Annotated in this window: 18 protein-coding genes; 7 read left to right on the top strand and 11 right to left on the bottom strand. The window is 58.3% G+C overall.

Annotation, left to right across the window (positions count from 1 at the left end; genetic code table 11):
* Positions 1-691: 691 nt before the first annotated feature.
* Complete coding sequence (locus VG146_06020; GenBank protein HEV2391904.1) at positions 692-4,393, bottom strand: VCBS repeat-containing protein; 3,702 nt, start codon at positions 4,391-4,393, stop codon at positions 692-694.
* 91 nt (positions 4,394-4,484) lie between these two features.
* Between VG146_06020 and VG146_06015 the strand changes: the two genes are divergently transcribed.
* Genes VG146_06015 through VG146_06005 form a run of 3 tightly spaced genes read left to right on the top strand, consistent with a single transcriptional unit; the run spans position 4,485 to position 5,900 of the window.
* On the top strand, positions 4,485-5,060 hold the full coding sequence (locus VG146_06015; GenBank protein HEV2391903.1) for a sigma-70 family RNA polymerase sigma factor: 576 nt from the start codon (positions 4,485-4,487) through the stop codon (positions 5,058-5,060).
* Positions 5,061-5,100: 40 nt separating this feature from the next.
* Entirely contained in the window at positions 5,101-5,406 is a 306-nt protein-coding gene (locus tag VG146_06010) for a hypothetical protein (GenBank protein ID HEV2391902.1), read from the top strand.
* Positions 5,407-5,411: 5 nt separating this feature from the next.
* On the top strand, positions 5,412-5,900 hold the full coding sequence (locus VG146_06005) for a hypothetical protein (GenBank protein ID HEV2391901.1): 489 nt from the start codon (positions 5,412-5,414) through the stop codon (positions 5,898-5,900).
* Here the strand turns inward: VG146_06005 and VG146_06000 are convergent.
* The 8 genes from VG146_06000 to lpxI form a co-directional block, all read right to left on the bottom strand.
* The gene (locus tag VG146_06000; GenBank protein HEV2391900.1) at positions 5,862-7,241 is read right to left on the bottom strand and encodes a Gfo/Idh/MocA family oxidoreductase; all 1,380 of its coding nucleotides are present in this window, start codon (positions 7,239-7,241) and stop codon (positions 5,862-5,864) included. The two genes, VG146_06005 and VG146_06000, sit on opposite strands and share 39 nt — an antisense overlap.
* Before the next feature lie 12 nt (positions 7,242-7,253).
* Entirely contained in the window at positions 7,254-9,452 is a 2,199-nt protein-coding gene (gene glgB / locus VG146_05995) for a 1,4-alpha-glucan branching protein GlgB (GenBank protein ID HEV2391899.1), read from the bottom strand.
* A 636-nt stretch (positions 9,453-10,088) separates the two neighbouring features.
* Complete coding sequence (gene argA, locus VG146_05990) at positions 10,089-11,393, bottom strand: amino-acid N-acetyltransferase (protein ID HEV2391898.1); 1,305 nt, start codon at positions 11,391-11,393, stop codon at positions 10,089-10,091.
* Positions 11,390-12,595, bottom strand: a complete 1,206-nt coding sequence (locus VG146_05985; protein HEV2391897.1) for an aminotransferase class I/II-fold pyridoxal phosphate-dependent enzyme — start codon at positions 12,593-12,595, stop codon at positions 11,390-11,392. The genes argA and VG146_05985 overlap by 4 nt, the downstream gene beginning before the upstream one ends.
* 16 nt (positions 12,596-12,611) lie before the next feature.
* Positions 12,612-13,682: a phosphate acyltransferase gene (locus VG146_05980; protein HEV2391896.1), complete on the bottom strand. Its 1,071-nt coding sequence runs from the start codon at positions 13,680-13,682 to the stop codon at positions 12,612-12,614.
* Between the two features lie 48 nt (positions 13,683-13,730).
* Positions 13,731-15,191 carry a trypsin-like peptidase domain-containing protein gene (locus VG146_05975; protein HEV2391895.1) on the bottom strand — a complete coding sequence of 487 codons (1,461 nt, stop codon included), beginning with the start codon at positions 15,189-15,191 and terminating at the stop codon, positions 13,731-13,733.
* A 187-nt stretch (positions 15,192-15,378) separates the two neighbouring features.
* Complete coding sequence (locus VG146_05970) at positions 15,379-15,879, bottom strand: hypothetical protein (protein HEV2391894.1); 501 nt, start codon at positions 15,877-15,879, stop codon at positions 15,379-15,381.
* Between the two features lie 34 nt (positions 15,880-15,913).
* Positions 15,914-16,735, bottom strand: coding sequence for a UDP-2,3-diacylglucosamine diphosphatase LpxI (gene lpxI / locus VG146_05965; protein ID HEV2391893.1), 822 nt, complete (start codon positions 16,733-16,735; stop codon positions 15,914-15,916).
* A 306-nt stretch (positions 16,736-17,041) separates the two neighbouring features.
* On the opposite strand from lpxI, the gene VG146_05960 reads away from it, so the two are divergent.
* The 3 genes from VG146_05960 to VG146_05950 are packed head-to-tail and all read left to right on the top strand — an operon-like array spanning position 17,042 to position 21,982.
* Complete coding sequence (locus tag VG146_05960) at positions 17,042-18,751, top strand: ATP-binding protein (protein HEV2391892.1); 1,710 nt, start codon at positions 17,042-17,044, stop codon at positions 18,749-18,751.
* Entirely contained in the window at positions 18,748-19,200 is a 453-nt protein-coding gene (locus VG146_05955; protein ID HEV2391891.1) for a response regulator, read from the top strand. The genes VG146_05960 and VG146_05955 overlap by 4 nt, the downstream gene beginning before the upstream one ends.
* Positions 19,201-19,207: 7 nt before the next feature.
* Positions 19,208-21,982 carry a response regulator gene (locus VG146_05950; protein HEV2391890.1) on the top strand — a complete coding sequence of 925 codons (2,775 nt, stop codon included), beginning with the start codon at positions 19,208-19,210 and terminating at the stop codon, positions 21,980-21,982.
* 60 nt (positions 21,983-22,042) lie between these two features.
* Here the strand turns inward: VG146_05950 and VG146_05945 are convergent, their stop codons facing one another.
* Both VG146_05945 and VG146_05940 read right to left on the bottom strand, forming a co-directional pair.
* Positions 22,043-23,704 (bottom strand): TIGR03790 family protein, encoded by a 1,662-nt coding sequence (locus VG146_05945; protein ID HEV2391889.1) that lies wholly within the window; start codon positions 23,702-23,704, stop codon positions 22,043-22,045.
* A gap of 39 nt (positions 23,705-23,743) precedes the next feature.
* Positions 23,744-24,661, bottom strand: coding sequence for an MBL fold metallo-hydrolase (locus tag VG146_05940; protein HEV2391888.1), 918 nt, complete (start codon positions 24,659-24,661; stop codon positions 23,744-23,746).
* A gap of 158 nt (positions 24,662-24,819) precedes the next feature.
* Between VG146_05940 and VG146_05935 the strand changes: the two genes are divergently transcribed.
* Positions 24,820-25,392, top strand: coding sequence for a hypothetical protein (locus VG146_05935; protein HEV2391887.1), 573 nt, complete (start codon positions 24,820-24,822; stop codon positions 25,390-25,392).
* Positions 25,393-25,419 lie beyond the last annotated feature (27 nt).

Here is a 25,419-nt window from a genome sequence, read left to right as displayed (position 1 = left end):
GAACTGAACCGCAATTGAGGTCCCCGCATTGACCTCATGCACCGCAAGAAACGAAACCGCCGCCAATAGACTAACGATATACTGGGTTTTCATAGGATGCTCGGACTGAACTGCACGGCTTTGCGCCGGTCAATCTTTGTGGATTTGTGGCACCGACGAATTGATCGCTGGTCCGGCCGGGAGGTCGGAACGCAACGGACTGTTGCAACCAGTGACATGGAATTGTTAATAAAAGAACACAGAGGCGGAAAAGATGCAAGAAAAAAATGCAAAAAGTTACATTCAGCCTTTTTTGAGGGCCGTTCATCCCAAAAATGGGCTGATTTATCCCTTTTTAGGCGCTTCGTTGGGCTTGAGTTTCCTTCTCACGCCCAGTGGCAGGAATTGGGAGGGCGAGGTCAGAACGGGAGGACATCCCAAAAGCGGTAGAGGACTACCGCACTGGATTTTGGACTTTTAGCAGGCGCCTTTTGCCTCCCTTTGTCGGAAACTTTGTCGAGTGGTTTGGTCAACCCGGGACTGATTGCTCGGGGCTAATGACAAAATCGAAGCAAACGAGCCGCCAATCCCGAGTGTAGGAGACGACGTAAGGAGTCTCTGATCAGCAACTTCCGGCTGAACCAAAGGCGCCCTGACAATCTTGATCATAGACTCCTTACGTCATCTCCTACAAAGGTTTGAGAGCGCAAGCTCAACGGCTTTCTGGCAAAGGAACGGTGATTTCATGCGCGGAAGGCGGGATTTGAACAGCCGTTACACGGCCTCCAGGCCAGCGGGTCCAGACTTTTGAGGGGACTTTGGGCGTAGCCAGAACGATGACCGGGCTGTCCTGAGACCAATAGCCACTGCCGGCATGGATTTCGCGGATTGGTCCCAGTTCATCTCCAAACAGCAGGCGGACCTGCGCCCCGATGCCGGTGGGATTTCCGGGCGGCCCGGCCAACCGCACGCGCAGTCCGGGTTTTGCCGCGCGATTGTGAAAAAGCCGGGTAACGGCTCCGTTCTGCGTGACCACGAGATCGGCTCGGCCATCCTGGTCGAAATCAGCCACCGCGGCTCCGCGTTGTTCGCCATAGACCTTGATTCCTGAAACCTGGCCTGCAATGGGCCTGAGGGTTCCGGTTCCATCGCCCAGCAGGAGGAGACCTCGACCGGCATCGTATCGTGGGACCTCGACTTCATTTGGGAAGAAGTTTTGGCTTAGGAAGAGGTCTTCGTGGCCGTCGCCATCAAAATCGGCGACCACGGCGCTAAAGGCGGGTGAGTACTGGGCCTCGGCAGGCAATGGGACAGGTTCAAACCGGGGGCCTTGATTTAAAAAGACGGTGGATGCGAGGGTATTGGCCTCGAGTTTGCGGGCCAGGGATTGGCTTTGGCCCAAAACGTCCTGAATTGTCGCCAGGCTGAAAGCTTTTTGAGTGGGGAACCGCAGAGGCAAATCGGGCAAAGCGGCAGCGACCAGGTTGCGCATGCGGCGGGGGGCATCCGCATTCAACGCAGGGTCGTATTCGGCTTCGATGAGATCGACCGTGCCGCGGGCGGCCAAATCACCATAATACAATGAAACGGGGTGTTCAGGGGTAGGGTGGTATGGTGAATTGAGCCCCCAGTTGCTGGCAACAATGTCCATCCGGCCATTCCCACGCAGATCGCCTGTGGTCACGCCGTTCCACCAGCCGATGTACTTGTCCAGCCCGAGCGCGTGGGTTTCTTCGATTAGCTTTCCCGCATTATTTTTAAAGACACGGATTGGCCCCCACTCACAGGCCAGAACCAGCTCCGGAAAGCCGTCTCCATCCAAATCACTCCACACGGCGCCGCTGACGAGGCCCACCTTCTCCACCGCGCGCGTATTCTCCTCATCAGCTTCCCAATCAGCTCCGCGGCGCCGGTACAGGCGGGATGAAGCCGCCTCGGGATAGCGGGCAGGGATGACTCGACCGCCGACGAATAACTCGAGATGACCGTCTCCCCGCAGCTCTCCGAGGGCGAGCGGTCCGGCGCTGGAATCCTGATTGGTGAGGACCTCGGAAATCAATCCGGTCCGCGTGTCAAACTCTTGCACACCACTAGGTCCAGGTGGGTCCTCCTCATAATTGGCTGACCCGGCCAGAACGGTGGGCGCTCGGCCTGTTTCTTGCCAGACGACGATGCCGGTTTGGTCGCGAGAGGACTGCTTCTCGAAGGCAGGTCCGGTCATTCTCTCGAAACCGCCGTGGCGATTGTTGTGAAAAACAGCCATTTGACCGCCCTTGCCGCTTCCAACGACAAGGTCGTCGAATCCGTCGCCGTCAAGGTCCGCCCAGGCGACGCCGGGGCCTAGCTGGCTGAGTTTTCGCGGCAAGAGGGGCTGGCGCTCGAAATCATTGAAATCGTCCTCGTGATGAGAGTGGTTGAGCACCCCGCTGACATCTTCAAACATGGGTGTTTCGGCGGGTTTGCGGGCGATTGGTGCTTGTCGTGCATCGATGGAGCGCTCGTCGATTTCGTAAATCCGGTTTGCTTTAACCTCGTGGACGACGCTCTGCTTGCCATCGCGCCAGCGGACCTCGATAGTCATTCCATGCGTCACATTGCCGGGAGCAAAAACGGCCAAGGTATCCGAGCCGGCCATGTAACGGCCGCCGCAAATGACTTCCTGGCTTTGCATTTGGACGGTACCACCCAGGAACCTGATTTGGGCGCCTATGGCCTGAGTATTGGGCGGCAAGCCCCGAAGACGCACAGCGACCCGTGGGGCCGAGGTTTCATTGCGGTAAATGCCCGCTGCGCTGCCGAGGTTATTAACGATTAAATCCAGGGCGCCGTCTCCATCCAGGTCGGCCAGCGCCATGGCATGATGCACCCCGAGGTCGCCTGTGCCCCACGCGTCGGTGCTTTCCTGAAACCGATAATGACCCAGGTTATGAAATGCCACAATCGGCATGTCCAAGGCGGGATAAAACCGGGCGTTTTGCAGCTTTAACTGGATAAAGGCCTCGCGGCGAGCTTGAGGGTCCGGGATATTGGCAATTTGGCCGCGAGCGCGTGAATTGGCGCGAATCTGGGCTTGCGCATCGAGGTCTTGCACGTCCCGGGTGTGGCCGGCCCCGATTAAAATGTCTTCGTAGCCGTCGAGGTCCACGTCCAAAAAGATGGGGGACCAGGACCAATCGGAGGCCAACAGGCCTGCGTAATCAGCAATTTCCGCAAAGGTCCCGTCGCCCCGATTTGCAAGGAGGGTATTCCGCATGATTTGGGGCCGGTTATCAATGAGACCAACCGGTGAGACGGTGGGGGTTTGAGCAAACATTTGGCGTTTTCTCAGGCGCAGATCGCGGCTCAACATATCCACAACGAACAAGTCGAGATGGCCCGAACGGGTCAGGTCAGCAAAATCGACGCCCATCGAGCTGGCGCTGGTATGGCGAATGGCAAGGTTATCAGCCGCTCGAAAATGCCCCTGCCCATCGTTGAGCCAGATGCGGTCGGGGGTCCAGTAATCGTTGCAAACGTACAGGTCGGGAAAGCCGTCGCCGTTAATATCGCGGAAAGTTGCTGTCAACCCCCAGTCGAGAGGCGGGCCGGTTAATGGATTGCCTGCTGCATCGAGGAAGGAGCCGCCCGTCCACGAAACTGGGCTGAAATGGCCGTGTCCGTCGTTTAGATACAGAATATCGGGTTCGCCGTACTCGAAGAGTTTTCCGTTGATGAGGACCAGGCGGTTTTGGAGCGCAGGGGGAATGGCGAGTTTGCCATTGACCATCTGCAGATCGACCTGTCCGTGATCGCGGATGTCGTCGGTCCGATTATTAGCCACATAAAGGTCCAAGGCGCCGTTGCCATCGACATCGGCCAAGGCCATGGTGATGCTGCCAAACCGGGTGGCAGTGCCGGCCGAGCTTGTAATGTCCGAGAACTTTCCGTGTCCATCGTTCAGGAAACATAAGACTCCGCTGCCGGTCGTGGCGACCAGCAGGTCGAGGAAGCCATCACCATTAATGTCGGCAAAAACAGCCCCCCTGCAGAACTGGTTCGAGCAGACGATTCCGGACCCGGCGGTGACATCTTTAAACTTCATCCCGCCAAGGTTCTTGTAGAGGGCATTATGCCCATTCAAACTGCAAAAGAAAATGTCCGGCAGACCGTCGTTATCGAAATCGCCGACCGCGACCCCTGAGCCGTTGAACAGGACACGGTTGGCCTCACCCTCGAGTGTATCGAGTGTATTGGTAAAGGTGATGCCGGTCTCATCGGGGGAGAGGAGTTTGAACCCTGTTTTTCCAGTGGGATGCACGGGCAGCTCGGCCCATCGGAATCCGCTGTCTTGATGCCAGGAGAGTTGCGCGGCCCCGTTAAGGGTTCCCGAGGTCCCTGCCAGAACCAGGCAGAGGGTCAGTAATACACGCTGCATTGAGTCAGAATCCCAGTTTACAGGCCGGCGGCAGGGCTTGGCAACTACTGGCATTTTTGACATTTATTTGTCCCCGGGCATACTGCCGCCGATGGAACAAAGCGAACCGGAACTGATAGCCGCCGTGTTGCGAGGAGACGCGGCGAGTTTCGAGCCGCTGGTCGAGAAGTATTCGCCGCGCGTCTTTGCCACCGCCCGGCGCTATGCGCGCCGGGAAAGCGAAGTCGAGGACATTGTCCAAGAGGTGTGGCTTAAGGCCTTCCAGAAGCTCAGCGGGTTTCGGGGTGAAGCGCCCTTCGAACACTGGCTGATGCGCCTGGCGGTGCGCACTTGCTACGATTTTCTGCGCGGTCATCAACGCAATCGCGAGATGAGCTTTTCCGAGTTGAGCCAGCCGGAAAGCGATTGGCTGGAACATTTTGCCCGGCAGCCGGATTCGGCCAGCGAAGAGGCCGATGCGGCGCGCCAGTTGATACAACGGGTGCTCGAGCACCTTTCCCCCTCTGCCCGGCTGGTCATTACGCTGCAGGAGCTGGAAGAGCACTCGATCAAGGAGATAGCGAACCTGACGGGGTGGTCGGTGCCGTTGGTGAAAGTGCGGGCCTTCCGGGCGCGGGCGGAGATGCGAAAGGTGCTGGCAAAAATCGCAAAGGAAAAGTATCTGTAACCGGGTCGCAGGATGGCCCGTCTGAACTACTATAGACCGTATGAATTTGGATGAACTCCAACGCAAGCTAATCGCTGCTGGCCGGGCGGCCGCGCCCAGCCCGGCTGTGCCCTACACCTTCAGCCAGCGCGTCATGGCGCGGCTGCGGTCCGAGCCGCTTGCCGATGTATGGGAACTCTGGGCGCGCGCTCTGTGGCGGGCAGCAGCCCCGTGTGTGGCCCTGATGCTGCTCCTGGGCGCCTGGTCCCTGTTTAGCTCGTCCAGCAGACCGGCCTCGGGCGATTTGTCTCAGGACCTGGAAAATACTGTGATGGCTGGGGCCAATCAGGAACCGGCTGCGAATTAACTCCGGTGAACACCTGGAAGGTCATCCTCGCCACCTTGGTGATCTTTGTCAGCGGCCTGGTGACGGGCTCGCTGTTAGTGTGGCATTCAGCCACAGTTTTTCCTTGGCGCCCCGTTCGGGGGCAGAATAACGGCCGTCCAGGGCAACCGCTCTCGCCGGGAGTCATGCGGTTGGAGTTCCTGCGCCGGATACAACGCGACCTGAACCTGACGCCCGAGCAGCGGGAACGCATCGACAAAATCCTCAAACAAAGCCAGGAACGCACCCGGCAGATCATGGAGCCGATCCTTCCCCAAGTACGAGCCGAGTTTCAACTCACTCGGGTGCAGTTCCGCGAGGTGTTGACGGCTGAACAGCAGGCTCGGTTTGATGAACTGCTCAAGCATCCGCAGCACCGCCAGCCTCCGCTGGGCTGGGGCCACACCAACCAACCTGCGGCACAAACCAACGCGCCTTCAGCCCAGGCGCCAGGGCGCGCGGTAGGGCCGAGTTAGGAGCAGGGCGGCATCTGGGTCATCGAGTATCTGCTCGGTCGCCACGTTCCATTTGAGCTTGCGGCCGGTCAACATGGAGATGAGGCCCAGGTGACCGGGAATTGTCGAGTGGTGCGCCGTTTCGACGGGCGTAATGGCCGGCTTGCGCGATTTGACGCACTCCAGGAAGTTGCGCCAGTGGTTGGTGGAACGGTAAAGCTGGACCTTGCGCAGGTTATCGGGCAATTCCATCTTCTGGTTCTTCCAACGCGGGTCCGAGGACTCAAACCCACCCCGGTCCACCCAAATCCAGCCTTCGGAGCCGGTCCATTTGCAGCCCATCTTAATGTCGGGGTAACTCTCTGGTCCGGCGCCGGCGATGGTCATTTGGACATCATTGGGGTAGCCGGTCACAGAGCTTAGATACTTGGCCGAGATGCGGTATTTGGGCGAGGTGTTCCAAATAGCACGAGGAGGCGGAAACTCGGCGTGCTCGACCTCGACTTCGCTGGGTCCGGTATGGTCGAAGCCCAGTCCCCAGTGGGCGATGTCGCAATGATGCCCGATCCAGTCCATGAGCTGGCCACCGCCGGTGTTGTAGTTCCAGCGCCAGTTCCCATGCACGCGGCACTGGACATAGGGCACCATCTCGGAAGGGCCGACCCAGAAGTTATAGTCCAGCTCCTGCGGGGGTGAGGTGCAGCCGTTTTGGTCCGGAAGGCCGTCAAAGCCGGGATGGCCGCTGTTTTGTCCCCCGGGCAAACCGACTTCGACGCGCGTCACGTTGCCGATAAGTCCATTGCGAACGATTTCGCAAGCGTACCAGAAGTTATCGACGGACCGCTGCCACGAGCCGGTCTGCCAAATGCGGTTGTTTTGCTGGACGGCGCGGACGATGGCCTGCTGTTCGGCAATAGTGCGCGCCAGTGGTTTCTCGCCGTAGATGTCCTTGTGGCGAGAGGCGGCCTCGGTCGCGATCAGCGCGTGCCAGTGGTCCGGAACCGCGAGCATGACCGCGTCGATGTCGTCGCGGGCCATCAGTTCGCGGTAATCGTGATAGCCCCGGCAGTCCTGGTTGTCGTAGTGTGCGTTGATGATAGTGACGGCGTGGCGCAGGTGGCCTTTATCCAGGTCGCAGGCGGCGATCATCTGGCAGACCGGGTCCTTCATCAGCTCGTCGGTGTCCCATGGGCCTTGGCCGCCATAGCCGACTGCGCCCATGACGACGCGCTCGGAGGGCGGGGTGTGACCATCCGCCCCCAATACGCTGGAGGGAACGATGAGCGGGACAGCCAGAGCGGCGCCCGTTGAGGCGAGGAATTGGCGGCGGGAAACAGCCGAAGGGGTAGTGGTAGTTTTCATAGAGAATCAGATTCAGGCCTCTGGTTTAAAGACGAGGATGCTCAAGGGGGGCAGGGTCAGTTCAGCCGAGCAGGGTTGATTGTGGGATTTGCCTTGTGCCGCGACGACGCCGCCGAGGTTGCCGACGTTGCTGCCCCCGTAAATTGAGGCATCGCTGTTGACTGCCTCAAGCCACTTGCCGGCGCGAGGCAAGCCGAGGCGATAGCGGTAGCGGGGCACGGGGGTGAGGTTGAGGATGACGGCCAAGGGACTAGTGGTCGAGACATCCTGGCGGACGAACGAGAGGACGCTGTTCTCGTTATCGGAGCAATCGAGCCAAAAAAAGCCGCTTGGATCATAATCGGACTTCCACAGGGCAGGTTGGGCGAGATAAAACCGGTTCAAATCCTGAACGAACCGGCGCAAACCGGCGTGGTATGGGCCGGCTTCAAGCAGCCACCAGTCCAGCTCGCCGTTGGCATTCCACTCGGCGCTTTGGCCGAATTCGCCTCCCATGAACAGGAGCATCTTGCCTGGAAAACACCATTCGTATCCCAGCAACGTGCGGAGGTTGGCGAATCGGCGCCAATCATCTCCGGGCATCCGGCCCAGCAACGAGCCTTTTCCATGCACGACTTCGTCATGAGAGAGCGGGAGGATGAAATTCTCATTATGATGGTAGAGCATGGCGAAGGTGAGGTCGTTCTGATGATATTTCCGATGCACCGGTTCATGGCTGAAATAGTCCAGCGTATCATGCATCCAGCCCATATTCCATTTGAATGAAAACCCAAGGCCACCCAAATAAGGGGGGCGTGTGACCAGGGGCCAGGCGGTGGATTCCTCGGCGATGGTCATGACGCCGGGGAATTGAGTGTGGGTGATATGGTTGAACTTACGGATGAAATCGATGGCTTCGAGGTTCTCGCGCCCGCCATATTGGTTGGGGAGCCATTCGCCTTCCTTGCGCGAGTAATCCAAGTAGAGCATCGAGGCGACGGCATCGACGCGAAGGCCGTCGATGTGGAAACGCTCGCACCAGAACAGGGCGTTGGCGGTGAGGAAATTGCTGACCTCGTGGCGGCCATAATTGAAGATGAGCGTTCCCCAGTCCTGGTGGGCGCCCCGGCGCGGGTCTTCATGTTCGTAAAGGGCGGTTCCGTCGAAATAGGCCAGGGCCCAATCATCGCGGGGGAAGTGAGCTGGGACCCAATCGACAATGACGCCGATACCGGCCTGATGGAGGGCGTTAACCAGGAACTGGAAGTCCTCAGGCGTTCCGTAACGGCTGGTTGGGGCGTAAAAGCCGGTGACTTGGTAACCCCACGACGGATAAAAGGCATGCTCGGCCACGGGCATGAATTCGACATGGGTGAATCCCATCTCCTTGAGATATTGGACAAGCGGCTCGGCCAACTCACGGTAGCTGAGGGATTCGCCCAGGGATTTTTTGCGCCAGGAGCCCAGGTGCATTTCGTAAATGCTTGCCGGGGCGCGCAAGGGGTCCCGCTGCGGCCGCTGCATCAGCCAGGCCTCGTCGGTCCAGGTGAACTTGCGATTATTCCAAACGATGGAGGCATTTTTGGGAGGCGTTTCATAGAAAAAGCCGTAGGGATCGGTCTTGAGCCGGATTCGGCTGTGGGCGTCGAGAATCTCGAATTTGTAGAGGGCCCCTTCGCCGACGCCCGGCACAAAGATTTCCCACACACCGGACGGCCCCAGGGAGCGCATCTGGTGAAGGCGCCCGTCCCACTGGTTGAAATCGCCCACGACGCTGATGCGCTGAGCATTGGGCGCCCACAAAGCGAAGCTGGTCCCTGCGACACCGTCCAGGGCGCGCAATTGCGCGCCGAGTTTATCGTAAATGCGGCGTTCGTCCCCTTTGCCGAACAGGTAGAGGTCGCCCTCGCCCAGGGTGGGCAGGAAAGAATAGGGGTCGCGCGCGCGGTGGACGGCGCCGGACCGGTCGGTAATGACGACGTCGTAGGCATAGATTCGGTCCGCTTCCTTGGTGGCGCCCTCGAACAGGTCGGTCTTGGGAATTCGCTTGAGCTTGATGACCGGCTTGTCTTTCTCGTGAACGGGTTGGATTTCAATTTTAGCGGCTCCAGGGGCCATTGCGCGGGCAACCAAGCCCGCGCCATCCCCGAGCCGGTGCAAGCCCAACAGTTGGTGCGGGGAGCGGCTTTTTAGCTCAACCAAACTCAGCAATTCTTCTTGGGTCAGGACCATGGTGGGACAATCTAGCAGAACAGGCTGGCTTTGCACAGGAGTTTGAGGAAATCCTGCGGGGGCGACAGGTATTGGTTGAGAGCGTACGGCCAATTGACAATTGGCGATACAGCCGGCTGCCAGCCGGCGCTAAGGGGCAAGCAGGGCCGTTGGTGATTGCAGCACCTGAAGCCACCCGCGAGGCTCAGATTGGCTCGCCTGGGGTGGGCGGCTTTGGCACTTCCTGCGTTGAACGCATGAATTCATCTGTGCGCCACTTGGAAATCCGCGATGCGGCAAACTGAAAGTCTGCGCAACGCTAAACAGATACAGACGGAATGAGAAGGGACCTCTCCGTTTTTCCACTCCGATCAATGGGAAGCATTGCAGGCCATTTTGAGCCTTGTCCCCAGAACTGGTGACTGGCAGGGGACAGGGCATGGAGTAGGATAAGGGTGTGTTCGATGCTGGTTTGTGTGGCCGCATCGGTGAAGATTTAAAGTTCTCATTGTGAGTGTGTCGGAGAGGCCGGGTCAAAAGCCCGGTCTTTCTGTTTTATAAGAGCCTTTTTTAAAATAGAACTGCCGCTATTCGTCCTCGTCCCTCGTGGTCGAAAGCCCTGAAAAATGGAGGCGGCTCCGTGATTTCATGCCACACTCAGGCGGCTGAGGCGGGAGCCGGCTGCTTTAATTTCTTGATAAGCACCTTCGAGTTGCGCCCGCTTTGTTCGTACTTCTCACGGCGCGCCGGCGGCAGGTCATCAGGCGAGCCTTCGGAAAAGCCGCCCTTGGATTGGAAATAGGTAAAGGCTTGGGTCGAGAGGCTGATGAGTTCGGTGAAGCCGGCCTCGCGTGCTTTATTTTCGGCAAACTGGATCAACTTGCGTCCGATGCCCTGGTTGGCATGGGCGGGGCTGACGTAGAGGCATGCCAATTCCCCCTTGCCTTGCTCAGGAAAGGCGTGCAGCGCAACGCAAGCGACGGGATTCTTGTCGATCTCGAAAATGAAATAATCCCCAAGCTGCTTCTCGATGCTCGATCGGGTGCGTTTCACGAGTTCTTCGGTGGCCACCGAAGGCTTCGTCAGGTTCAGGATGCTGCGCACGTCCTTTTTCATGGCCCGGCGGATTTGCTGGAATTCATTGCCGTAAATGAGGGTGCCGACGCCTTCGTTGGTGAACACCTCCGCCAGCAACCCTTCTTCGAGCGAACCGTTGATGACATGGACCCGGGGAATGCCTGCCTTGCAGGCGGCGGCGGCATGAACGGCTTTGGAGACCATGGCCGGGTGGATGTCATTTTTCTGCAATGCTAAAACGGACTCGAGATCGGTCACGGGCATCTGGCGGATGACGCGCTCGCCTACCAGGATGCCGTCCTGGGTGGTAATAAACATCAGCTTGGTGGCTTTGAGCGCTTCGGCTGCCGCCACAGCAATGCTGTCCGAGTTCACGCGGTAAGTCTTGCCGTCGCCATCGAAGCCCAGAGGGGGCAGCACCGGGATGATGCCGTTATCGAGGAGTTTTTGGCACAACTCGACATCGATGCGCTCGACCTTGCCGGTGAGCAACTGGTCTTCGCCGTGGAGGATGCCCAGGGGATGGGCGATGATGGCGTTGGTGCAGGCCCCGCGGAGATCATTGGCAGAGAGGCCTTCGAGGACCTCATGGCTGAGGCGGTTTGCGGCCAGCAATGCCAGCCTCAGGGTCGGTTCATCGGTTATCCCGGTGCCATCGAGATTGGAGGGCGTGATGCCTTGTTCCTGGGCCAGAATCTTAATCTGGGCTGAGGCGCCATGAACCAGCACCAGGCGGATGTTGAGCGAGCGCAGGACGGCAATATCCATCAGTATATTGCCGAAGTTCTCATCAGTGATGATAGCCCCGTCGATACTGATGACAAACGTCCTCTCCCGGAATTGCGGGATGTACTGCAGGATGCCGCGAAGATCGGTCAGTTTCACTTTGCCAGGCTGTTCTTAAGCGCCTCGATGCAGCGCCGGTTTTGTTTGGGTGTGCCGATGGAAATGCGTATCCATTCCGGGAGCTGGTAACCGCTCATTGGCCGAACAATGACGCCGGTCTTTTGGAGCTCACAGAAAACGCGCTCGCCCTCGCCGACGCGCACCAGGATGAAATTGGCGGCTGAAGGAACGAATTGGAGACCGAGCTTGCGAAAGGCGCTGCTATAAAACCGCAGCCCGCGCTTGTTATTTCGGACCGTCTTTTCGACATGAGCCGAATCGTCCAACGCACCCAGCGCTCCTGCCTGTGCCACGGAATTGATATTGAATGGCTGCCGGATTTTTTCCAGCTCAGCGATCAGCGCCGGATGCCCTATCCCATACCCCAGACGCACCCCCGCCAGGCCGTATATCTTGGAAAAAGTCCGCATGAGGAGCAAATTGGGTTTTCGTCCAGCGCGGATTTCGGGCAGGAGATCGAGCGGTTGCTCGAGAAACTCGATATAAGCTTCGTCCAGGGCAATGACCACCTGTTCGGGAACGCCGTTGATGAATCGTTCCAGCTCGGCAGGTGTGACGACTGTGCCGGTGGGGTTATTGGGGTTGGCAACAAAAATGAGCCGCGTTCGGGGTGTGATTGCTTCGAGCATCGCATCCAGGTTATGCCCGTAATCTCTGGCGGGCACGACTATCAACCGCGCCCCAAAGAGCGCCGTGACGATGGGATAGACCGCAAAACAATATTGCGACACGATGACCTCTGCATCGGCTGAGACAGGCGTGTGAATCTCGGCGCGTTCTTCGCGGGCAGTGGGCGCCGGAGTGGCCGCATGAGCAAAATCACTGGGCGTCTCCGGCTTGTCCTGGGCGCGCCGTGGCAGGAGGGCATGACCAAGGAATTCGATGATTTCATTGGAGCCGTTCCCGAATATCAGATGGGACGGAGCCAGGCCGAGCCGGGCTGCCAGCTTTGCTTTCAACTCGAAAGCGCTGCCGTCGGGATAGAGATTGACCTGGCGCAAGGCCTTGCGCATCGCATCGAGAGCGAGGCGCGAGGGTCCCAGTGGATTCTCATTGGAGGCGAGCTTGATGATATCATGGGCGGGCAACCCCAGTTCGCGCGCCACTTCTTCGATAGGGCGGCCAGGTTGATAGACCGGCAGGTCCTTGAGCGCTGGATTTATGGAAAAGGGCAGGGCCATAAAGCATCCCGTTGCGCTAGGCCGGAACCGGTTCTTCTTCACCGGGCAATTTCTGGCCCGCGCCCGGATAAAGCAGGTGATAACCGATGGCCTGAACTCCGACAATGGCAGCCACACCAAGGATATCATGCGCGGTCGAGCCGCGTGAAACATCCGCAGCAGGCCGGTCCAGGCCCAGAAGGATTTGGCCATAAGCATTCGCCCGCGCAATATGGCGGACCAGCCTGCTGGCGATGTTGCCTGAGTTGAGATCTGGAAAAATAAGCACGTTCGCGTTGCCCATGATCTTGCCCTCTGGTGATTTTCGCTGGGCAATCTCCGGCACAATGGCGGTATCGGCCTGCAGCTCGCCCTCGAACAGGGCATCGACCTGCTTTTCCAGGGCCTGCTTTTGAGCCAGGGCAGCGGCGGCCTGAATGCGCCCGATGGATGGGTCTCGCGAACTGCCTTTGGTCGAAAATGAGAGCAACGCAACCCGAGGCCGCACACCCATGAGGTGGCGCGCAAGCCGGGCGGTCGAAACGGCGATGTCGGCCAACTGCTCGACGGTGGGTTGGGGGATTACCCCGCAATCGGCCATAAAGAGAACTCCATTCTCGCCGTAGCGGGAATCCTCCACTTCCATGATCAGGCAACTGGAGGCGGTGGTGGTTTGCGGAGCGACCTTGATGATCTGCAAAAGCGGGCGCAGGACACTCCCGAAAGTCTGGGCGGCGCCCGAGACCAGGCCGTCGGCCTGGTGCATGGCGGTCATCATCGCCCCGAAAAAATTGGGCTGGAGAATGGCGTCACGGGCTTCGTTGCTCTTGAGGCCTTTGTAGCGGCGCAGCACCTCGAAGCGGCGGGCAAAGCTCTCGATGTCTTCGCTTTCGGCGGGATTAATAACCCGAATTCCCTCCAAAGGGATGTTCAGGGTCCGGGCCATCTCCTTAATCTTGGAGCGATCCCCCAGAAGAATCGGGGCGCCCAGTTGGAGCGAGAAATATTGGCGAGCAGCCTGGAGCACGCGCGGGTCGGTTCCTTCCGGAAATACGATGCGCTTGGGATGTCGCTGCAATTTCTCGATGACGCTGCCGATGAATCGCATGGGGCTCTAAGTAGCCCAGCGCAGAAAAAACTGCAACTCAAACAGGCTCTAGGGCTCGGTGCGTTTGAGAATCTCAAAACGGGCTGCTTCGCTGCTCAGCAGGTCAACCAGAACACCCTTGTCCAAATCCAACGTTTTGAGGGCCTCGCGGAACTCCTTGGGCGAGCTGATCTGCCGCCGGTTTATCGAGGTGATGATCTCGCCCGGCTTGAGGCCTTTGCGCCCGGCAGGCGAATCTCGTTCCACCGCAGCGATGACCACTCCCCGGGCGGTGTCCACGCCGAACTGGCTGGCCAGCTCAGGGGTCAGAGGCTTGACCGTGATGCCCAGGTCCGCCATAGCGCCGGCAGGCCCTTTTGTGGGCGCCTTGGTTTCCACGGCAACGGGCGTCGGATCGACATATTCACCAGGGCTCACGGAGACCTCAATGGTCTTGCCGTCGCGGAACACATCCAGCCGAACTGGCCTGCCGATCTTCTTTTCACGAATCGCGGCCCGGAGTTGCTCGGCGGTGCTCACGTGCTGGCCGTCAATGGCCAGGATGACATCCGTTGGTTTCAAGTTGGATTTGCCAGCGGGGCCTTTAGGCAGAATCCGTGAAATAACGACACCGTCGTTAATGTCGCGGAATTGCTGGCGCAGATCCGCATTCTCGCGCAGCGATTGGATGTAAATGCCGAGCCAGGGCCGGCTAAATCTGCCATAGGCAATGATTTGGTCGGCCACCTCGCGGGCCAGATTGCTGGGGATGGCGAAGGCAATGCCGGTGTGCAATCCGCGGATAAGGGTGTTGATGCCGATGACTTGTCCTTCAATATTGAGCAGCGGGCCGCCGCTGTTGCCCGGGTTGATCAACGCATCGGTCTGGAGGAAATCCTGGTCCATCCCTGCGCCTTCGTAGCCCTCGATAACGGAGCGGCTTTTGGCGCTGATGTGGCCGAACGTGACGCTGTAATCGAGGCTGAATGGCGCCCCGATGGCAATGGCGAATTCCCCCACGCGTGTCTTATTGGAATCTCCCAGCTTGGCGACAGGCAACCCGCCGGCCTCGATCTTGATGACGGCCACATCCGATTGGGAATCGATCCCGCGAAGGACCCCTTTAAAGACACGCCCGTCCTGCAGACGGACTTGGATGCTTTCGGCGTCCTGGATTACATGGCCGTTGGTCAGGATATAGCCGTTGTCGCGAACGATAATACCTGAACCCTCCGCGCGGCTTTCGTCAGGCATTTGCCGTTTGAATTGTTCGTGGAACTTGCGCCAGAAACCCGGCGGCAGCCCCTGAAACGAATCGTCCTCTTCGCCTTCCGAGGAAGGGCTGGTAGTTTTCTGGACGACGTTAATCACCACCACCGCCGGTGACACCCTCTCGGCAACATCTTCAAAGGCGCGATTAAGCTGCCGGACCAGGTCCAGGCCGGCGGGAGGGTCCTTTGCGCAAGCGCCCGGGCCCCACGCGGCAACCAGTGATACCGCCGCGACGGCTGAATATAATTGTTTCCTCATAGCTCAACAGGGCTTATGGCTTGCAGCGCACGAGTCATACATTGAATTAATCTTAGCGGCCAGCAGTCATCTTTTGGCCGAACATAAGCCCATTCCAGCCGCTTGCCAACTCGTGGAGGACCTTTGATAACCCATACAATTCCTCTTTTGAAGGCCCCGAACACGGGGCTGGTTTTTAGATGGAGGCCTAGCCGCCCAGTTGGAGGCGTTTGTCGGTTTCAAGCATCTGCTTGAGGTTGGCCCATTCGACATCATTCATTTCATTGAACGCATTGAGATAGACCGCGACAACCTCGGGCGGGTATTTGGCCACCAACGCATCAATTGCCGCATGGAGTTTGGCATCGTCCATGGTGTTGGGCAGGTCGTCAACCACGCCGTCTTTGTGGGGAATGGCCAGGGCATCGAGGAAATCGGCCAGCATGGGCTTGTATTTTTTGAGCAGCCAGGTGCGGATGAGGTTGCCGGTAACCGGTTCAAGGGCGGGCTTGGCCAGGGTGGCGAGCATGGCGGTGTGGCGTTGGGCGCGGGGCTGGCGTTCCATAAAAACGGGCCGCAGCTTGCGCGATTCGGCCACCGCTCCGAGCGTGGCGCGGTAGAGCGGCTTGTCCTCCTCATAGGCAAAGGTGAGGATTTCGAGGGCCAGAGATTGCGACATGAAACCGAGGATTTCGTGAGAGGTTAACATCCGGATAAGAGTTGATGGATTTACTGGGTCCCGATCAGTTGATCGCAGTGATCGTAATCTTATGGCGTTCGGCCAGCCCTTGGCAAGTTTCCAGTTCCAGCAGCAAGGCCTTGCCGGCCTCGAAACCCAGCGCTGAAATCCGCGCTGCGGCGCAGGTCTGGATTGTCTCGGGCCCAAGGCAGGGGATATCGAAGCGCAGGTCATGGTTTTGCTTGGCTACCTTGACTGCCAGGGCCCCGCCCTGGCGTCCGGACAGTTGGCCTCCGCGCTCGAGGCACGCATCGGTGCCTTCAAATCCCTCGACGGCCAGCACGGCGCCTTCTTTGACGACAACGGTCTGGCCAATGTCCAATCTCGAAATCTCTTTGGCTATGCGGAAACCAAGGACGAGGCCAGCCTGCTGCGCGCCGGACAATTTGGGGCCGAGCCGGAACCCGGTGGCGGGCATCAATGACTTGAGCCAAGGGGTGGCTTCGATGAGCTCGATGCCATCCTTTTTGAGTTCGCCAGCAATTGCGGGGAAGATGGTATGGGCATTCTTCTCCTTGAGCCGAAGCAGGAGGGCCATCGCGCGGAGGTCGGGACGGATGTCGTAAAGGTTTCTCGGGGCGATTTGACCGGCCATAACGCAACGGGTGATGCCGCGTTTGGTGAAAGCGGCGATCATTTTCGAGAGTTGGCCAACCTTAAGCCAGACGATTTCATCGACCAGCGGAGCAAGAGCGGGGTCGGTCTCCCCTTCGAAAGCGGCGGCCACGAGGCGTTTGACACCCAGCGCGCGGGCCTGCCGGGCAAAGACCAGAGGCAACGACCGATTACCGGCGATAATGCCGAGGCTCTCAATGCCTTCATTCATAACCGCAGGAGTCTCAGAACTGACCATTCAGGCTTGAATAATAAAGCCTCGGGAACCCGAAGCCTGGGGGCAAGCGCTGCAAATCCGTTTGGAGCCGTCTTCTTATGGCACATTTCTGTCTCATTAAAAGACAATTGAGAATATTTGTAAACCGTCCAGGTCGCGCAGGCCCCCGAATTCCAACGGCTCGTCACTGCAAGGCTTTGGCGTATAGCTTGCTATCTCAATTGCAGATTCCTTCGGTCCTAACCAGTCGCGGTGCAGAACCCAAAGCCGCCGGACCGCTAGTGATCCCGCCAGACAAAAATGAGTAACGCGGTAGCATGGAACGACGAGATGGTTTCGAGTGCAGCCGAAGAAGGCGGCGCGGCCATCCGGCGCTCTATTTTTTTTGCGGGGCTTGTCCTGGCCGCGACAGTGGGTTTGAGCATTCTGATTTACTCCTACGGCAAAAGCACGCTTCACGACAAGGCCGTTGAGGTTGAGTTGCGAGGCGGGCTTGGGGCAGCAGAGGAGAATTTTGCCCTGTTGCGCCGGATGGACCAAATAGCGGTGAGTGTTACGACGGTTGCTGGGCTGGGAGGAGTCGGCTCTCTGGCGCCGCTATTTTACGCCGCCGCCGCCTGGCGCCGCCGCTTTGCCGGCCGGCTCCACCAGAGGGCGGACGAATTGCAGGCCAACGCGTCCGGACTACAGAGCCAACTCAACGAGACGCGGCGGGTCAAAGATGGGCTGCTGGTGCGTCAGGCCGAGTTAGAGTCGCGCCTCAAAACTCTGGCGGCTAACAACACGGGGTTGCAGGAAGAACTGGACAAACGCAACCGGGCCGAGAGAGCCCTGGCCCAAAGACGCCAGGAACTGGAAAGTTCCAAGAGCGTGCTGGAATTGCACGTTCAGGCTCGAACGCAAGAATTGCACAGCCTGCAGCGCCGCTATGAGATGATCCTCAACGCAGCCGGTGAAGGCATCTGCGGCCTGGATGAGGAAGGCAAGACCACCTTCGTCAATCCGACGGTGGCCAAACTCACCGGCTGGCCGGTGACCGAACTCATCGGAAAAAGTGAGCAGGAGATTTTTTTCGCCAATGGCGAAAACGGCAAAAGCCATGCGGAGTTGGGCAGCCAAAGCCCGGGCGAGCAGGTATTTCATCGCAAAGATGGGAGCTGCTTCACGGTTGAATACGTCAAGACCCCCATCACGCAGGACGGGCGGATGGTTGGCTCGGTGCTGGTCTTCAAGGACATCACCGAGCGCAAGCGCGTGGAAGAAACCCTTGCCCAAAAGGCCGCGGAATTGACGCGCTCCAACGCGGAATTGGAACAGTTCGCCTTTGTGGCCTCGCATGATTTGCAGGAGCCACTGCGCAAAATCCAGGCCTTTGGCGACCGCTTGAAAGTCAAATGCGAATCCATCCAATCTCCCGAAATCCGGGATTACCTGGACCGCATGCAGAGCGCGGCTACACGCATGCGCACGCTGATCAATGACCTGCTGGCTTTCTCGAGGGTCATTCGAAGCTCCGAGCCGTTCGTGGAGGTGGACCTGACGGGGGTAGCCAATGAGGTGCTCAGCGATCTGGAAGTGCGAATAGAAAAGACCGGCGCCAAAATCGAAGCGGGCCCTCTGCCGACCATCGAGGCCGACCCGATGCAGATGCGCCAACTCCTGCTCAACCTGATCAGCAACGCTTTGAAGTTCCAGCCCCCCGGCGCCGTCCCTGTAGTCCAGATCACCAGCCGCGCCTATACCACTCCCTCCGGAGAGCCATGGTGCGAACTCAGCTTCAAGGACAACGGCATCGGCTTTGACGAAAAGTACCTGGACCGCATCTTTGCGGTATTTCAACGGCTGCATGGCCGTGGGGAATATGAGGGGACGGGCGTGGGGCTGGCGGTTTGCCGAAGAATCGTGGACCGTCACCACGGCAATATCCTGGCGCACAGCAAACCAGGCCAAGGGGCCACTTTCATCATCACATTGCCTGTACGGCAGGCCAAAGCAGAAACACCCTTATGACAGCTCAAACCAAAACCTGCGTTATTCTCATGGCCGATGACGACGACGACGATCGCTTGTTGGCCCACGATGCCCTGGCCGAATCGAAGGTGCCGGGCGACCTGCACTTCGTCGAGAACGGGGAAGAGTTGTTGGATTACCTCTGGCATCGAGGCAAGTACGAGCAGGTTGAGGGTTCTCCGCGTCCGGCGCTCATCCTTCTGGATTTGAATATGCCGCGCAAGGATGGGCGCGAAGCCCTGCGCGAGATAAAGGCCAACCCGGACCTCAAACGCATTCCTATTGTCGTGCTGACGACTTCGAAGGCCGACACGGATGTGGGGGCCATTTATGAGCTGGGCGCCAATTCTTTTATATCAAAGCCATTCCAATTCGAGGCGCTGGTTGAGGTTATGAAAGTCCTCGGACAGTATTGGTTCAAAACGGTGGAATTGCCTGCAGCCAAATGAAGCGAGCATGAACCCGGGGGAGACAATCCGAGTCTTGTTGGTCGAAGACGATGAAGATGATTACATCCTGGCGCGTGAGTTGTTTTCTGAAATCCCGGGACAGCGTTTCGTCTTGGATTGGGTAAAGACATTCGACACCGGGCTGGAAAACCTGAGCCGCAACCAGCACGACGTGGCGCTGTTAGATTACCGGCTGGGGGCACAAAACGGTGTGGAACTCCTGCGAGCTGCCATCGAGCGGGGCTGCTCGGCTCCCGTCATTTTGCTGACGGGCTCCGGCCAGCATCAGGTCGATCTGGAAGCCATGCAGGCCGGCGCCGCCGATTATCTGGTCAAGGCCGACCTCCATGCTAAATCGCTGGAACGGAGTATCCGCTATGCCATTCAGCGCAAACGGGCGGCGGCTGTCGCTGCATTCGAGCAGGCGCGCCTGGCCGCCTTTGGGGCTGAGGTAGGGCTGGCCTTGACGCGCCGCGATTCGCTCGAAGTCATTCTCGATCGCTGCGCCAAGGCTATGGCTCAGTTCCTCAACGCGGCCCTCGCGCAAATTGCCACCTTCGATCCGCGCAAAGGTTGCTTCGACACACGTGCCGCCGCCGGGCAGATCATCAGACCCAACCAACCAGCGCATCCCTGGCCCGAGGTCTGCCTGGACCTCGATTCCCTCAGCCAAGGAAAGCCGCTTGTAATCAAACAACTGGCCCATGACGAGCGCATCGTGGACCAGGGGTGGATCAAAAAGGAAGGCCTCGCCTCCTATGCGGCTTATCCGCTGGTATTGGAAGACAAGCTGGTGGGGTTGATGTCCATCTTTTCGCAACAGCCACTCAGCGACGCCATCAGCCAGGAGATGGGCTCAGTGGCCAACGGCATCTCCCTGTGTATCGAGCGCAAGCGCTCCGAGGAGGCCCTGGACGCCAGCGAAGTCAAATACCGCTCGGTGGTCGAGAATATAAAGGAAGTCATCTTCCAAATGGACGAGTTCGGGCATTGGACTTTCCTCAACCCCGCCTGGACGGTGGTAACCGGTTTTGAAGTCAAGCCGACCCTTGGCTCATTTTTTGTTGAGTACCTCCATGAGGAAGATCGGGAGCATAATCGGCACATCTTTCTTCAGCTTATCGAGGGCAAAGTCGATTACTGCCGATACGAAACGCGATTTCTGACCAAAAACGGCACCGTCCGCTGGGTGGAGGTTTATGCCCAACGCACCTTCAATCCGGATGGAACGGTGCTGGGCCTGTCCGGCAGTTTGACGGATATAACCGAACACAAGCAGGCCGAGAAGGCCATTCAAAAACTAGCTGCCTTTCCTCAGGTAAATCCCAATCCTATTTTCGAGTTCGCCGCCGACGGCAGCGTGACTTACTCGAACGATGCGGCGCATGATATGGCCAGATCTCTGGGCAAGGAGAATCTGCTGGAGATTCTTCCACCGAGTGCTGCGGGGATTGCGTGCGAATGCCTGGCCAGCGGCGAGAAACGGCTGCGCGAAGAGGTGTGCCTCGCAGGGCGCACCATTACCTGGTCTTTTTTCCCGGTGGTAGCCAACCATGTGGTCCATTGTTACGGGACCGATATTACCGATGTTCTGAATCTGGAGGCCCAATTCCGCCATGCGCAGAAGCTCGAGTCAGTGGGGCAATTGGCGGCAGGGGTTGCTCACGACTTTAACAACGTTTTGACCGTCATCCAGGGCTATACTGAATCGCTGCTGTCTCGGTGCCAGGCGGATCCTCATTCAGCCACCGCCCTCAAGCAGATTTCCGATGCTGCCAAACGCGCCGCTACGCTCACCCGCCAATTGCTCCTGTTCAGCCGCAAACAGGTTCTTCAGACCAGGGTCCTGGACCTCAATGCGGTTTTGCAGAACCTGGCCAACATGCTTTTGCGATTGCTGGGGGAGGACATCACACTGGATGCCAAGTACGCGCCCAACCTGCCGCGCGTCGAAGCCGATGCCGGCATGCTCGAACAAATCGTGATGAATCTGGCGGTCAATTCCCGCGATGCAATGCCCAAAGGAGGCAAACTGCTCATCGGAACCTCCACCGTTGAGATTGATGAAACCTACGCCGCCCAGCATCCGGATGCCCGCGCGGGACAGTTTGTCTGTCTCCTGGTTCAAGATACGGGCTTGGGCATGGACCGAAAAACCCTGGACCGCATTTTCGAGCCTTTCTTTTCAACAAAAGAGGTCGGCAAAGGCACCGGTTTGGGCCTGGCGACTGTCTATGGAATCGTGAAGCAGCACCTGGGTTGGATCGAGGTCGCCAGCCGCGTGGAAGCCGGGACCACATTCAAAATTTATTTTCCCATCACCTCGCGCACGGATGAAGCGCCGGCCGAATTATCCGTCCCGGCCGAACCCATCCGGGGTGGAAAAGAAACCATCCTGGTGGTGGAAGACGAGCCAGTCCTGCGGGAATTGGTTTGCGAAGTCTTGCAGCAATATGACTATCAGGTCATTCAGGCGGCGTCCGGGGTCGAGGCCTTGCGCATTTGGGATGAGTTCAACGGCGAGATTCAACTGCTGCTGACTGACATGGTGATGCCCGAAGGAATGACCGGCAAGGAACTGGCCGCGCAACTTAAAAAGCGCAAACCCGATTTGAAGGTTATTTACAGCAGCGGCTACAGCCCGGAAATCATGGGCCGCGATTTCGGCCAGAGCGACACGGTCTTCCTCTCCAAACCGTATGTGCCGCCACAGCTTGCCCGCGCGGTGCGCCAATGCCTCGATGGCCGCAAGCAGCAGGGAACCCCGATTGCCAGGGGATAGAAGCATTGTTCCTCTCGTACCTGTCCGCACGAACCGTCGTGGAGCGGACCATGTGCTCCCTCACTTTTTGGCTTGCGGGTCCTGGCCGAGGGCGGCCTGGTACTTCGCAATCTCGGCCGTGTTGTGGAGTTTTTGGGCAAGAGCCAGGAGCTTTTGATAGATGCTGGATTTTTGGGGGTAATTGGGAAAATCCCGCAGCAGCATTTGATATTGCTCGCAGGCCTCGCCAGGTCGGTCCAACGCGGCGAGCCTCTCGCCTAACGTTAGGAGCAGCCGGATGCGGGCTTGGGGGGAAGGTCCGAGCTTGAGGGCCTGAGCATAGGTGTGAACTGCCGAAGAGGGCTTGCCCTGAGCCAGGTAGAGGTCGCCAAGCTTTTCCGATAACACGGGGCTCTGGCTGGTGGTAGGAAGTTCCTGCAACAGCGTGACCGCATCGGCGAGAGTTTTCTTTCCCATGGCAAGATTGACGTTGATGAGCCGCAGGTAGGCCCATTCCAGCAGCTTGCTGTGGCGTTGTTGAAGTTCATCCTGGACCAAGTCCGGGTTTTTGCCGAATGGCCGGTAGAGCGGGTCGCCCACGACGGTGGTTTGCCAGGAGAGCACCGGCTGGGAGGCATAGGCCGCTTCGCCGAAGGTCATGCCATTGAAGAAAAACCGCGCCGCAAACACCGCCAGCTCCGGTGTGCCCGCCAGATAGGGTTCATTCACGCAGCCCATCGTGATAGTTGCCCCTTTGGCCAGCAAAGGGCCCGTCCAAAATCGCTCGGGATTGCGCAAGTCCGCTGCGCTGAAGGAGTGCAGGTGATAGGCAAAAGCCCCGGGCATAAATTCCACTGTCGGTTCGGTGAAAGGCCCGGAGACGTTCTCATCATACCAGCCCATGTAAATGGCGATGTTGCTCATGGGAAAGCCGGCCTGGAACGTGCCGGGGTTGTCATCCACAACCGTCTCAAATCCAAGGTGCTTGCAGATTTCCGCCGCGTCGTGAATCCAATCATCGCCCATTTTGTAGCCGGGCTCGGTTGTGTTGCGTAGATCGAAATAAGCCCGTCCCCAGAGGCCATCTGTCTCCGCTTGGATCGCCTTATCGACCAACCCGCGCGCGATGGCGGCGCTCGGACCGTCCAGGCGCGACACCATTAACACCCCGTTGGTGGGATGAAACTGCGCGCTATTGGTCGCCGCATAGAGAGGGTTGCGCAGCGGCCCGGACAAGGGCAGGTGCTCCTCCAACAAGGGCAACAAGCTTAGCTCGCTATCGACGGCGGCCTCGTTGCGGCGCATTTCAGGACGTAGTTTCTCCATGCCCTCTTCTTTGAGATTGGGGTCGCTTGCAATTTTGATCGGCACCCCATAGCAAAGCACCGCATAGCGTATCTTTGACCCCAACGGCAGCCAATCCACACGGCCAGGTTGTGTTGCCGTCGCTCGGGTGATATGCGAACCGATGCGCCATAGCTTTGCATCGGCAATTCTCTGGGCCAACGGTTGCTGGAATGAATCCCGAAACTCGGCGCGAGAAATCTCCTGGTTTGTGGAAAGATCGAAACCAAAAATCTGGTGAACCGGCACCTGCCGTTTTTGGGCGTAATATTCAGCGACTGCCTTGGACTCCGGCACGCGTGAATTATACACCACCACGACTTGGTCTCCGGGAGCCGCCCCTTGCAGCGCAAAGACCCCTGCGTAACCAAACACCCCCATTATCAGGAACCACTTCATTCAAAGACAAACCATCGACATTCCGGTTGCTCTTCCGGTTCAACCATGCAGTTCTTTTTCTTGCGCAGGGGAGCCGGCAAAATGGCCGGTCCCATCCCTTTCCTGAGGTGCGCAACCCGCCCGGGGGCTGTTCGCAACATCCTCAAGCACGGCAACTTGCATGACTCTCTTACCTTCGATTCTTACCTTCAGGCCGTCATAGGCCAATTCCACTCCCTCTGGCAACTCAGATTGCGCGGAGTCATGGTCATAGTCGTGAGTTAAATGCGTAAAATAAGTCCGTTCTGCGCCAATCCGCCGGGCTGCCGTTAGGGCCTCATCCAACGACATATGCGTCGGATGCGGCAATCGGCGCAGTGCGTCCAGGACCACCACGCTCACGCCCCGGATTTTTTCAATCACAGCGGGGGGGACCTCTTTGCAATCGCTCAAATAGGCCAGAAGGCTGCGGTCTTCCTGAGTAAAGAGGAATCCCAACGTCTCCGCGCGCCCATGCGGAAGCCGGAGTGGGATAATCTCCAGGTCGCCCACGGCAAACGGCCCGTCGATAAGGCGCGGCTCAGGGATAAAGTAACCCTTGGGCCATGGACCATTATGGAACGCATAAGCAAAAACCCGCCGCAGGTCTGCCATGGTCCGTTCATCGGCATAGATGGGCAGGGCCGTGCCCCCGCGCAGATCACACACCCGGCGGCAATCGTCCAAACCCATGATGTGGTCGGCATGCGAATGGGTGAAAAGCACCGCGTCCAGGAAACCCAGCCCTTCGCGCAACATCTGGATTCGAAACTCCGGCGTGGTGTCCACGACCAATCTCGTCTGGGTCGTCTCGACGTAAATCGACGGGCGGGTTCTGTGGTTCTTGGGGTTGGCGAGGAATTCGGCCGGATAATCTTTGCCGATGATGGGGACGCCCTGCGAAGTCCCTGAGCCCAGAAAAATGAACGAAAACGACATGTCCGCTTAATCTATCAGGCCCAGCGGCGATTGGCTATCCAGGAGTGGCATGGCCTGGCATTGCATTGAATGCGGCGGGCTTGTTCTTGGAGTTTCTACCCGGCGTAAGTAAGCAACAGACCCCATTTCCCAACGTCGCGTGGGATTTATTCTACCCCATGAATATGATCAAGCTCCTGGCAGGCCTGCTGGCCATTGCTGCAATTTCGGCCTCAACCGCTCGGGCCGAAGACCACAAATTTCTGCTCACTTTCACCGGCGCCTGCGTCTCCAACGCGCCCTCCGGCTCTTTCGCCGCGCGCAGAGTCAATAACCAGATGTTTGTCCAACCATACGCCCAGGCAAATTTTCTCCCTCCCGATGGCGTGGCATTGGTGTATCACCTCAACAGCGATCCACGCGGCGACTCCATCGAGGTCATCAACAGGACCAACGGCGCAGTCCTGGGAGTGCCGTTGCTCCTGTATTTTGCAGACGATACAACCCTCGGGCGGATGGGCCTGACCAATTCCGTCGCGACACAAATCAGGAAGATTGAATACGTCTATACCTCGCAGAATTCTCATTCCATGGGCAGTTGCCTGCTCAATGAACACCTCTATAAGGACGGGAATGGGACGCTAACCAGTGCCGTTATTATGGGCGCCATCACGTGGATTGTTGTGCCGGATGGCACCCAGCCTATGCAGGTCTATAACGGAAGCATTTTCTCCGGCAAAATGATCCAGTGAGGGCTGGACATCCTCAATGGGCTCATC

The sequence above is a fragment of the Verrucomicrobiia bacterium genome (assembly GCA_035946615.1).
Taxonomy (GTDB): Bacteria; Verrucomicrobiota; Verrucomicrobiia; order Limisphaerales; family UBA8199; genus DASYZB01.
This window is presented reverse-complemented; position numbering and strand designations above follow the sequence as displayed.

Coding starts and splice junctions, on each gene's coding strand:
- VG146_05960 (HEV2391892.1), top strand. CDS start 17,042: ATGAGTAACGCGGTAGCATGGAACGACGAGATGGTTTCGAGTGCAGCC.
- VG146_05970 (HEV2391894.1), bottom strand. CDS start 15,879: ATGTTAACCTCTCACGAAATCCTCGGTTTCATGTCGCAATCTCTGGCC.
- VG146_06010 (HEV2391902.1), top strand. CDS start 5,101: ATGAATTTGGATGAACTCCAACGCAAGCTAATCGCTGCTGGCCGGGCG.
- VG146_05975 (HEV2391895.1), bottom strand. CDS start 15,191: ATGAGGAAACAATTATATTCAGCCGTCGCGGCGGTATCACTGGTTGCC.
- VG146_05945 (HEV2391889.1), bottom strand. CDS start 23,704: ATGAAGTGGTTCCTGATAATGGGGGTGTTTGGTTACGCAGGGGTCTTT.
- VG146_05985 (HEV2391897.1), bottom strand. CDS start 12,595: ATGGCCCTGCCCTTTTCCATAAATCCAGCGCTCAAGGACCTGCCGGTC.
- VG146_06020 (HEV2391904.1), bottom strand. CDS start 4,393: ATGCAGCGTGTATTACTGACCCTCTGCCTGGTTCTGGCAGGGACCTCG.
- VG146_06000 (HEV2391900.1), bottom strand. CDS start 7,241: ATGAAAACTACCACTACCCCTTCGGCTGTTTCCCGCCGCCAATTCCTC.
- VG146_06015 (HEV2391903.1), top strand. CDS start 4,485: ATGGAACAAAGCGAACCGGAACTGATAGCCGCCGTGTTGCGAGGAGAC.
- glgB (HEV2391899.1), bottom strand. CDS start 9,452: ATGGTCCTGACCCAAGAAGAATTGCTGAGTTTGGTTGAGCTAAAAAGC.
- VG146_05935 (HEV2391887.1), top strand. CDS start 24,820: ATGAATATGATCAAGCTCCTGGCAGGCCTGCTGGCCATTGCTGCAATT.
- VG146_05980 (HEV2391896.1), bottom strand. CDS start 13,682: ATGCGATTCATCGGCAGCGTCATCGAGAAATTGCAGCGACATCCCAAG.
- VG146_05940 (HEV2391888.1), bottom strand. CDS start 24,661: ATGTCGTTTTCGTTCATTTTTCTGGGCTCAGGGACTTCGCAGGGCGTC.
- VG146_05955 (HEV2391891.1), top strand. CDS start 18,748: ATGACAGCTCAAACCAAAACCTGCGTTATTCTCATGGCCGATGACGAC.
- VG146_05950 (HEV2391890.1), top strand. CDS start 19,208: ATGAACCCGGGGGAGACAATCCGAGTCTTGTTGGTCGAAGACGATGAA.
- lpxI (HEV2391893.1), bottom strand. CDS start 16,735: ATGAATGAAGGCATTGAGAGCCTCGGCATTATCGCCGGTAATCGGTCG.